This is a genomic window from Vibrio sp. 10N.286.48.F5 (assembly GCF_041469785.1).
Taxonomy (GTDB): Bacteria; Pseudomonadota; Gammaproteobacteria; order Enterobacterales; family Vibrionaceae; genus Vibrio; species Vibrio crassostreae_C.
Genome location: NZ_JBFRLG010000036.1, coordinates 59,847 through 69,619 on the forward strand (window position 1 = coordinate 59,847; position 9,773 = coordinate 69,619).

Consider the following 9,773-nt stretch of genomic DNA (forward strand, 5'->3'; position numbering starts at 1 on the left):
GGTATTTAATCAGAGCAAAATGACGACTTTATTACAGTCAAAATAAATCAGTGAACAAGTGCCGATTCATTTCAACCTTTGGCTGGGTATCACGCTCTTATCGTCTGTATTGGGTGTGCAGCGGATTTGGCTGTGTAAAGCACGAAGGTATCAAATAGATCAATGCCAAGCAGGCGCTTGGCATTGTAATAAGGTTTTGTAGGGGGAGGGCAGCTGGTGGACCTTACTTAAGGTACTTCACGTGAGCTTCCATCTCTTCACCAATCTGTTTTCGCATGTTCATTAGGCGAATAGCTGAATCTCGTAATTCGATGTCTTCTGGCGTCTCTGGTATCCACTCTGGCACTTTAGTCGGATTACCATTCTCATCGACAGCGACCATAATAACGATACAGTGAGTTGTTAGGCGGTTATTGAGCTCTTTAGGGTCGCTTGCTTGCACGTCGATAGCGATATGCATTGAAGATGAACCTGTGTAAATGACCTTTGCACTTACTTCCACAAGGTTGCCTACATGAATTGGGGCAACGAATCGAATTCCGCCTGCATAGGCTGTTATACAGTATTTACCGCTCCAACCTGCGGAACAAGCGTAGGCTGCTAAATCGATCCACTTCATTGCTGCACCACCATGAACTTTACCACCAAAGTTCACATCCCCGGGTTCAGCTAAAAAACGCAGAGTAACGTCTCGTTTACCATCTTGTCGGCTATTGCTACTGCTCATCTATCTTCCTTCATTATTATTTTGCTGCGTAACATGCTTGTTACTTGCTAGTAACAATATACTTAAGATGACATAAGTTAAAGCGGATAATCTCATGGTTAAGACTATTTTTTTCAAACAGATGATCAGTTGATGAATATTGGTGCTTAAAGGCGTATCAGGCGAATGGCAAACATGGATGAAGTGATATCAAGCAAGAGAATAGAAATACTGATTAAGTCACTAGATAGGTCGATTGCAAAAAAAACACCTAGCGTAATGCTAGGTGTTTCTAAGCCGTGTGGTACTCATGTCGGTACTTTTTTGTGTTAGCCAACCAACCGCTGTTGATTTGGTTTAGTTAAAGTGGCTGTATCTCAGGTACCACTAAAGTGGTAGTGATTATTGTTTTCTTATCAGCTCACTTTTACTGTTTTAAAAAGTATAGATCCTTCGCGTAGATATTTCCTTTCGGATTATTGTTTGGGAAGCCTTTTAGTGTATTTCGCACTAATCGTGTGTGATTGTAATGATATAAAGGTATAACTGCTGAAGAATAGTTGAGTAACGACTCATCGTGCTGATATAAAGTAAAGCGTTTAGACTAATCTTCCGTTTTACTCGCTTGCTGTAAGGGCTCATCATAGTATGGATTACAGTAGCCACTCTCATTTGCTGTGTGAAACGTGAGTTTGAATTTTTACCCTAATGTGAGCGTTGGGTAATGCGTTTAGCTTTGTTGAGGGAGAGGAGCCTCAAGCCTTGGTTTTCTTCTGATTTGAGCAAGGATGACACCTGAAATCACCATCACACCACCAATGATGTGGAACTGGTTAATCTCTTCGCCAAGCCATGTCGCGGCTAATACGATCGCTACAACCGGAAGCAAGTTCATGAACATCGCGCTTGAGTCAGCACCAATGGTGTCAATCGCTTTCACCCACATCCAAGGCGCTAAAATCGAAGCGGCAACCGCTGCGTAAGCTATCAATGGGAGCGCTTGTTGCGGTGGTAAAAGTTGTTCGCTGGTAAGCCAAAGTGGCGTAAGCATCGCGACAGCAAACAGACCCTGAATGTATATCACCACCCAGCTACTGATTGGCATTTTCCAGCGTTTCAGTAGTACACAGTACGAAGCATAAACAAAGGCTGCAATTAGCATATAGCCATCGCCTTGAGTCAATTCTTGATGCATGAAGAATAACGGATCGCCTTTACCTAACATCAGGGCTAAGCCTGACAGCGACAATACACCACCCACAATACTCAAACTAGAAATCGACTTGTGCAGCAAAGGGACGCTTAAAAATACACTGATCAACGGGACTAAAGACGTGATCAATGCCATGTTGGAAGCGGTTGTGGTTAAGCCGGCGTAGTAACCTAGAGATTGATTCAATACCATGCCTAAAAAGCCGAGGAACGCTAATTTCGATAAGTTTGGCTTAATGACAGCCCACTGTTTCATCACTGGGCGAATACAGAAAGGCGTGAGAATTAACATCGCAAAAAACCAGCGGTAAAAACTCATTGCGCTAGGTTCTATGGTGCTTGCAGCAAGCTTGTTGACGATTGCATTGGCGCCCCAGATACAGACTGTAAAAAATGGTAATAGGTAATGCATGTGAATTCCGTGGCGAATGAGTTGGTGCGGCTAGTTTGACAGGTCGTTATACTTACAAGTATCTTTAGAAAGACATTAAGCGCGATAGGAAGACAAGTTTGAAAAAACACTCCAGAAACCTTCATCCATCCTTATTAATTGATAAGGCACCATCCAACGTATTTATGAATTTTGAAGCGTTTCTTTCGAACACTGAAACCCGAGTTCATAGCCACTCATGGGGACAGGTTCAATTGATCAGTGGTGGTATATTAGAGATGGAAGCGGAAAGCACTCGATTTCTAGCGCCACCACATCTAGCGATTTGGGTACCGGCCGGGGTGATGCATTGCAGTTATAACCGTAAGCCTTTGGACTACTGTTCACTAAATATCGCCCCAGAACTCACGCAACACCTGCCAGATAAAACCAGCCTTATAAAGATCACGCCGATTGTGTCTTCTATTATCGATGATTTTCGCGATCGTGGGATCAATGTTGCGGAAACCGAGCAAGACCAAAGGCTCGTTCAGGTACTGCTTGACCAACTTGCGCAGCGTGAGGTTGAACACCACTTCTTGCCTTCAACCGATAATAAGTATCTAGCGCCTATATTGGCTTCTGTTGAAGAGAACCCAACCGATGAAGTGACGCTGAAAGATTGGGCTGAACGTGTCCACACCACGGAAAGAACCCTTTCTCGCCACTGCCAGACCGAGCTTGGAATGAGCTTTACCGAGTGGCGACTGCGAGTGCGCTACCTATACTCAATGGACTTGTTGAGAAACGGCCAATCGGTTAAAGAGGTCGCTCTTACATTGGGTTATAACCAAGCAAGCCCATTTATCACCATGTTCAAACGTTACGCGAACCAAACGCCAGAGCAGTATAAGAACCGTTTGTTGTAGCTCGGTCTTGTTGCCAAAAGAACGGATGTTTGCGCTAGTTAGTGCGTAGATAGACCACAAGTGAATAGATAGACCATAAGTGAATACGTGCAGTATGAGCTTATGGAATCGCCCTTAACAGCCCATATATTTCGCTCTGTTGTTCGGTGACATCCTCATAGTGTTGGTTCAATAGAGCACTGTTGCTGCCCACTTTGAACAGTATGTACGTTTCTCCGTCGACCTCGAACCAATTGAAGGTTCCATGCTGGTTATACGTGGTCATTGTTTTGTTTATCTTCATGAGATATACATTAGCAGCGCAAGACATGCAGACGTACATAAGCCAAAGAAAGAAAAGAAAAACCACGAGCCTAATATTGTTTTTTCTTTTCCTACCTCTTCATTACTTTGCTGCCAACCAAGTTCACGAACCTGATCCTTGGTAAGGTTTAAGTCTAGTTTCTCTATGTATTTGTTGAGTTCGTCATTGTGTACTGAGCTAATCATGTTCTATCTCCCCTAAGCATAAGATTGGTATTTTAGGGGAGCCCAGCGTTTGGTTAAATTAGATATTTTTCAACAGGCGTTAAGATAAATAGAACACGTAAAACAACAAAAAACCTCCGTGGTGGAGGTTTTGGTTGAAAGTGTTTTAGTCGATGGTTATGGCGATGTATTTGTTGTTAGATTCCACCTGTATTAATACACAATCTAATACCCAGTCAACTCCATATAGCCAGATCCGGAATGAGAACCTTTAATCATGATTGGCCCCTCCCAATAAGGAACCGACAGCGGCATTTTGGCATTTGGATTGAGTGCCGAGACGGTCAGTTCTATTTGCTGGCTTGGAATCGAAACTTGCCACTCTGTTGGGTAGTCACGCCCGTCGATTTTAGTTTGCTTGATGGCGGTTAAGCTGATGTCTTGCTGCTTAATCGCGATGCCGGAGCCATCTTGATTCATCAACCTCGCATGAGAATAGCTGGCTTTGCCTGTAGTTGAGTTTCGAAGTTGAAATACCACCAAGCTGGTTTCATCACTCAGCCTTAGCGCAAACCAATCCCAACCTTGTTGCGAGTCGAGTAAAAACTGTGAGCTCCATTCTCTGTCTATCCAACCTTTGCCGGAAACTTGATGGGTGACGCCATCAATAGTTACCTCGCCCGATACATTGATGAATGGTTGGCTGTAGTAATAGGAAGCCACTTTGCCATCGCTACTTTTAGTGCTGTAGCCTTGTTCGCCTTGCTTTTGATATGGCGCGTTGTTGGTAAGCTTAAGCGAGTATCCAAATTGATCCGAGTTGGCGACCAGTGTGGCTGGGAACAGGTCATCGGTCGTCGACGTCCATTGCCAATCATCGAGGTAAACACGAAACGGCGAATCGCTTACACCCGCCAGTTCAGCTTGGTCACGTGACCATTTTTCATCGGCATAGTGTTTATTTTTAGTGGTGACAGCGCTGTGCGCCATGTAAATCTGCTGACTTTGCCACGTAGTTTCCTTGGTGCTATTGCCACTTTCATGTGGTGCAGCCGCAAAGCGGAACTGTGTCCATTGCACACCTAACACATTGTCTTCTTCATCAATTAAGTTTGCGGTTAAATACCACCATTCATGACGAAAATCTGGATGTGCTTGATGGTCGGCAGGGAAGGCGATGTCGATACCTTTAACTACCGGTGTGAATTGATCAGTCTCTTTTTGTGTTTCATCGTCGGTTTGTTTTCCAGTGCCAAGTATTGAGCCCATATTTTGAGCTGATGGTTGAGTGGACTCCTCACACCCTAAAAGGAGTAAGATGCCAAGTGTGAGAACGAAAACTCTCATTGATCGATTCATCACAACACCTCACTTTGCAAGCTGGATACCACGGGTTTACTGACCAAACGCCACAGTGGGATCAAGGTCGCAATCACAGCCACTAAAATGGTGATGGCTGCGATGCTGAGTGCATCACTCCAATTCCACACATAATTTAAACTCCAACCAAAGGCGCGCAGGGTAACGATGTCCGTCAACACATAACCGACCATAGCGCCGAGTGGTAAAGCGATAACCAGAGTGAAGGCGACCAGAACTACGATTTGCCCGACCACCATCGCCATCAATTTTCGCTGACTAACACCGAGCGCGTACAACCTTGCAATAGCGGCTTTGCGTGCATCGAGCAACATGAAACAGGCGCAGAACAACCCTATCACCGCCACCATTAAAGTGACGCCATTAAGCGCCCGAGTGATGGCAAAGGTTTGTGAGAAGATATCTAAAGCGATCGATTTGATCTGTGCTTGATCGTAAAGCTGACTTGGGTGCAGATTGAGTTGCTGGCGTAGCTGTTCGTACACCACTTGTGGGTCGCCAGAAACTTTGATTCCCAAGCTGGTGGGTAAGTCAGTAAATCCACTTTCGAGCCATAAATTAGGTGCAAGCAACACTTCGCCATTCGGTGAGCCGTAATCGTGGAAAATCGCCCCGACGATGAGTGTTTTGTCTTGGATCGCGTCGAGCTTGAGTTGGCTTCCAACGGGCAAGCCGAGCTTCACCGCCGTAGGTTCGCTGATTGCCACGAACTCACCTTGGTAAAAGCGAGTCCAGAAATCATCAAGGTGGGATTGGAATACCATGGTTTGCTCAAGTGTGTCTTTGTCTTTGGTGCCGAGCAAAGTCGGTAAGCCCTGCAAGTTATCGTCGACATAATATTGCTTATAAACGGTTTCAACATTTTCAAACTGCTCTAACGCACGTTCCACATTCGCGATTTCACCTTGGGCAGGGCTAACGTAAATGTCTGCGTGTAATCGCTGTTCTAGCCATTGTTTCAAGGTGGATTCAAAGCTGCCGACTAAGGTATTCATTCCCATGTTAGCGGTGACGGCGAGAAGCAACGCCATCATGGCAAGGGAGAGAGGGGAGATAAGTTCACGCAGCTCAGCGAACAGATATTGTATCAACCCCGATTGGGTACGTTTTTCGCTCCAGTTCGCTAGCACGCTGAGTGTTTTGGGCAAATACAAAGGAATCGACACCACTAACACTCCGAGCCATGCCATGGTGAAGCGATGATGTTCGCTCAGCCATAACCCTGCTAACGCGAGAATAGTTAATACTGACCCGATAACAAACAGCTGATTTTCGTTAGACGTTTCCGGCGCTTGATAGAAACCGCCATGGGAAGAGAGGGGTTGTCGCACTCGCTGTTTAAAGTGCTGCCAACACGCGACAAGCGTTGCGGCCAGCGTGAGTAGCAGTGCCTGCACTAACCATTGCCACTGCCATGTGCCGGGAAGCAGTGTTGCACCATAAAGTTGCTCAAGCGTTATTGCGACGGTGGGATGTAGCCAATGGCTGAGTTGAATGCCGAGAATGAAACCAAGCGACGCGCCCAGTGTGACTAAAACAGTCAGCTCGACTAACAGAGCTGAAAATACGATGCTTGGCGCAATCCCAGCTTGTTGAATTTGTACCAACAGCCGATTACGTTTCAGCAAACTGTACTTCACACCGTTGTAAGCGATGAACAGGCCAACTAAAAACGCCAACAAACTCATGGCGGTGAGATTGAGGTGAAAGCTATCGGTAATTGAACCGAGATCCGTGCTTTGGTTATTGGATATCCATTGCCCTTGCTCGCCAATAAGGCTTTGCCATTTATCCTGAGCATTGCTGTTAGTGTCGCTCTTAGTGTCAAAAATAGCGATATAGCTCAGTTGCCCTTGCTTGTTAAGCAGTTGCTGAGCGAATCCAATGTCCATCAACATTCGGCTACCCAGTTGCCATTCATCTGGCAGCACCACAACCTTGGTGAGTACTTCATCCAAAGTGAGCGTGTCCACTTCGTCCAAACTCTGGTGCTGAGATTGGCTCATCATCACAATGGGTTCACCCGCTAAGAGTTGCGGCAAAGGTAAGGCATTGTCTAACAGGGAAATGTTTGGCTCTTTGGCTTGAGTATTGCTTTTTTCGTCGATGCGAGCGTGGCGAGATCTTGAAGTGAGGGCGGCGATTAGCTCACTGCCTTGTACCGACCAACGACGACCTTGCTCGTCTCTCACTCGTCCTTCAATCACGGGTAGTGCTGCGCTTAATCCATTCTGTCTTAGCTTGAAGTAGAGCGATTCTGGTAAATAGTTTTGCCCTGCTGGTGGAATGATCAGGTTCTTCGCTTGGGCGCTAAGTTGCTCGGTCGATTCTGCATAACTGCGCTTGGCATTGAGGTTGATGGCTTGCACTGCGACAAACAAGGTGACCGCTAACACAATGCCGATCAGAATCGCTGCGGCTTGCAATGGTGATTGACGATAGTGCGCCGCGAATAGATACAGAGTCAGTTTGGTATGTGTGAGCTGGTTCTGAGCGAAGCCAGTTTGCTTCATTGGTTTACTCACAACGTTGCTGCTCTTGGGGTTAGATCCGCGTTCCTTAAACAACCATCATCTAACACCAATTTTGTCTGCATAAAGTTGGCACATTCTGGGCTGTGCGTAACCAAAAGCACGGCAGTGTTGCCTTGTGTAGTGATTTCATTCAACAGCTTCATAACCTCTATACCAGCTTTGTGGTCGAGGTTGCCTGTGGGTTCATCGGCAAGCAATAGTTTAGGTTTGTGAGCTAAAGCGCGTGCGATGGCGACTCGCTGTTGCTGACCGCCAGAGAGTGCAGATACATGCCTTTCGAGTAGCTCGCTGATGCCCAATGCGTCAACTAAATAGTCGCACCAGTCGCTCCATTTTTGTTGATTTAAATGGAGAGGAAATGCGATGTTTTGTTTTACGTTGAGTGGCGTTAATAAGTTGAACTGTTGAAAGATCACGCCTAGTTTTTGATGGCGGAATCGGCTCCACTGTGGATCTCTCCAATCTAATGTGTTCTCGCCATCAAGCCACAATTCTCCACCGGATAGAGGTTCAAACCCCGCAATGATGTTAAGCAGAGTACTCTTTCCACTGCCACTCGCCCCTGTCAAAGCCACGCTTGCCCCTGTTGCCAAAGCGAAGTCGACATTTTCCAACACGCTATGAGTGTCTTTACCATCAACAAAGCTTTTGCTGGCATGTGTGAGTGTGACAATTGGGCTTTCCATTTCCTTTCCTTATAACCAAAACCTACCATCAAAAGGTGTCGTTACTTGTGGCAATTACTGAAGCGACAAGCTCTATAAAACTGTAGACAACAATTTGAAAAAGAAAGCGATTTATATCGAATAATTAATAACTTGTACTGCGAAAAGAGAGAAATAGATCAGTGTGAGGAGGAATACAGGTGTTTGTGGGAGCTTAGAGTCACCTCAGAGGCTTTCGAATTTATCGTCAGACGGTTCGTGACCACGTTTAAGTGCAATAAATCATGGTTTAACGTGTTAAAGGTTTTCTTTATGAAAGTGTGTTGGGGGAGGGGGATAGTGCTGTTTCTCTAACTTGTTAATGCCCCCAAGTTTCTTAGAGTATTAATTCTCTTGTTTTTACCCACTTTAGTTAGCCAAGTTCAACTAATCATTGTTTCATGTTTACTTGGTGGATTCTTATTACTGTCTCTGTGCAGACATTTCGTGTCCTCCCCTCTCCTGAGTTATACGCTTTGGTCTAAATAGGCAAGTATTCGCAATATCATTCAATCTATGTAAGTGGTGATTACAAGCTGTTCTAACAATTATAATTCCTTATTAATGAATGACTGTTTTTATAAGTTTCGGGCATTTGTGTTTAATAGTCCACAATATCAGTCACAAATCGGTCAATAACGGGCTTGATGGCGATTTCGTCACAGTTTTGCCATTTTTTCATTGGTAAATTAATAATCAAGCAAGCGGGAGACCATTATGAGAAGCCTACAAATTGTTGAACTAATAAATGATCAAAGAAGTGCAACCGTCGAAGAAATAGCAGAAGCCTTTAATGTTTCTGTGGAAACCATTCGTCGAGATTTAAAAAAGCTTGATGAATCGGGCGCACTTAAAAGAGTTCATGGTGGGGCTATTAGTGTTCAAGAAATTGATGAAGGTCTTTCTTTTCATGCGCGTTCTAAGGACTATATAGAAGAAAAGGAATTACTGGTAAGCAAAGCGTTAGATTATATTAAAGAAGAAATGGTAATAGGTTTAGACGCAAGTTCATCGAGTTGGTGTCTCGCTCGAGAGATTCCAAATATCAGTTGCACTATTATTACCAATTCTCTTCAGAATGTTATTGCCCTTGAAGGTAAAAGTAATATTAATGTAATTTGTACTGGTGGCAGTTATTCCGAGAAGTACAGTAGTTTCTATGGTCCACTAGCAGTGGAGACACTGGCTAATATGTCTTTGGACGTCTGCTTCTTTTCCTGCGTTGGGTTTGATTATGACTCAGGAGTTTGGGATTCAAATGAATATAACTATCAAATAAAAAGAAGTTTTATCGATATATCTGATCAAGTTATTCTAATTGCCGATAAATCTAAATACAAAAAAAGAAGTCTTCTTAAAATATGTGATAACGAATCGGTAGATGTAGTAATAACTGATTTGTAATAACGTGAAACAAAATAAACTTTAAAATAAAAATAAATAATTTAATTAATAAATAAGGATATCTTA

8 protein-coding genes and 1 pseudogene are annotated in these 9,773 nt (G+C 44.3%); 2 read left to right on the forward strand and 7 right to left on the reverse strand.

What is annotated here, in order from left to right:
* Positions 1 to 223: 223 nt before the first annotated feature.
* The 3 genes and pseudogenes from AB4185_RS18835 to AB4185_RS18845 form a co-directional block, all read right to left on the reverse strand.
* Entirely contained in the window at positions 224 to 727 is a 504-nt protein-coding gene (locus tag AB4185_RS18835; protein ID WP_019822926.1) for an acyl-CoA thioesterase, read from the reverse strand.
* Between the two features lie 406 nt (positions 728 to 1,133).
* Positions 1,134 to 1,388 (reverse strand): annotated as a pseudogene (locus AB4185_RS18840) (peptide ABC transporter substrate-binding protein); the annotation flags it as partial.
* Positions 1,389 to 1,436: 48 nt separating this feature from the next.
* Entirely contained in the window at positions 1,437 to 2,330 is an 894-nt protein-coding gene (locus AB4185_RS18845; protein ID WP_017064264.1) for a DMT family transporter, read from the reverse strand.
* Positions 2,331 to 2,428: 98 nt separating this feature from the next.
* On the opposite strand from AB4185_RS18845, the gene AB4185_RS18850 reads away from it, so the two are divergent.
* A complete protein-coding gene (locus AB4185_RS18850; protein WP_029235520.1) occupies positions 2,429 to 3,217 on the forward strand; it encodes a helix-turn-helix domain-containing protein in 789 nt (262 codons plus the stop codon).
* Between the two features lie 279 nt (positions 3,218 to 3,496).
* Here AB4185_RS18850 and AB4185_RS18855 read toward each other — a convergent pair whose 3' ends face one another.
* The 4 genes from AB4185_RS18855 to AB4185_RS18870 all read right to left on the reverse strand — a co-directional run bounded on the left by AB4185_RS18855 (position 3,497) and on the right by AB4185_RS18870 (position 8,285).
* A complete protein-coding gene (locus tag AB4185_RS18855; RefSeq protein WP_372106895.1) occupies positions 3,497 to 3,706 on the reverse strand; it encodes a hypothetical protein in 210 nt (69 codons plus the stop codon).
* Between the two features lie 204 nt (positions 3,707 to 3,910).
* Entirely contained in the window at positions 3,911 to 5,044 is a 1,134-nt protein-coding gene (locus tag AB4185_RS18860; RefSeq protein WP_372106896.1) for a lipocalin-like domain-containing protein, read from the reverse strand.
* Entirely contained in the window at positions 5,044 to 7,578 is a 2,535-nt protein-coding gene (locus tag AB4185_RS18865) for an FtsX-like permease family protein (protein ID WP_372135756.1), read from the reverse strand. Before AB4185_RS18865 ends, AB4185_RS18860 begins: the two co-directional genes overlap by 1 nt.
* An 8-nt stretch (positions 7,579 to 7,586) precedes the next feature.
* The gene (locus AB4185_RS18870; protein WP_372135755.1) at positions 7,587 to 8,285 is read right to left on the reverse strand and encodes an ABC transporter ATP-binding protein; all 699 of its coding nucleotides are present in this window, start codon (positions 8,283 to 8,285) and stop codon (positions 7,587 to 7,589) included.
* Between the two features lie 735 nt (positions 8,286 to 9,020).
* On the opposite strand from AB4185_RS18870, the gene AB4185_RS18875 reads away from it, so the two are divergent.
* On the forward strand, positions 9,021 to 9,707 hold the full coding sequence (locus AB4185_RS18875) for a DeoR/GlpR family DNA-binding transcription regulator (protein WP_048662208.1): 687 nt from the start codon (positions 9,021 to 9,023) through the stop codon (positions 9,705 to 9,707).
* The last annotated feature ends 66 nt before the right edge of the window (positions 9,708 to 9,773 follow it).

Bases quoted from the DNA above. Each gene is read 5' to 3' on its own strand.
- AB4185_RS18870 (WP_372135755.1), bottom strand. From the start codon at position 8,285: ATGGAAAGCCCAATTGTCACACTCACACATGCCAGCAAAAGCTTTGTT.
- AB4185_RS18845 (WP_017064264.1), bottom strand. From the start codon at position 2,330: ATGCATTACCTATTACCATTTTTTACAGTCTGTATCTGGGGCGCCAAT.
- AB4185_RS18835 (WP_019822926.1), bottom strand. From the start codon at position 727: ATGAGCAGTAGCAATAGCCGACAAGATGGTAAACGAGACGTTACTCTG.
- AB4185_RS18855 (WP_372106895.1), bottom strand. From the start codon at position 3,706: ATGATTAGCTCAGTACACAATGACGAACTCAACAAATACATAGAGAAA.
- AB4185_RS18860 (WP_372106896.1), bottom strand. From the start codon at position 5,044: ATGAATCGATCAATGAGAGTTTTCGTTCTCACACTTGGCATCTTACTC.
- AB4185_RS18875 (WP_048662208.1), top strand. From the start codon at position 9,021: ATGAGAAGCCTACAAATTGTTGAACTAATAAATGATCAAAGAAGTGCA.
- AB4185_RS18865 (WP_372135756.1), bottom strand. From the start codon at position 7,578: ATGAAGCAAACTGGCTTCGCTCAGAACCAGCTCACACATACCAAACTG.